General features: G+C 68.6%; 1 protein-coding gene. It reads left to right on the top strand.

Annotation, left to right across the window (positions count from 1 at the left end; all coding sequences use genetic code 11):
- The coding region (locus SB847_RS22510; protein ID WP_410579009.1) for a fimbrial biogenesis chaperone at nucleotides 1-224 on the top strand (224 nt) is incomplete at its 5' end.
- Between the last annotated feature and the right edge of the window lie 5 nt (nucleotides 225-229).

Here is a 229-nt window from a genome sequence, read left to right as displayed (position 1 = left end):
AGCGCTGGCTGGTCGTGCGCAACACCGGTCCGGTGCACGCACGCCTGTCCCATGTCAGTTATGTCCAGGGCGGACGCGAGGTGTGGTCGGTGCCGGGATTGCTGGGTTACGTCCTGGCGGGCGCCGAAATGGCGTTCGAGGCGCCGGCCTCGGTGCAGGCGGGAGGCGCCCTGAACGCGTACGTGAATTCCGATCGCGAAGCCCGTGCGATCGCACCGCGGTGAACCAG

This window comes from Bacillus sp. SIMBA_026 (assembly GCF_046535335.1).
Classification (GTDB): Bacteria; Bacillota; Bacilli; order Bacillales; family Bacillaceae; genus Bacillus; species Bacillus velezensis.
The sequence above is the reverse complement of the archived record's forward strand: the minus strand, read 5'-3'. Positions and strand labels throughout refer to the sequence as shown.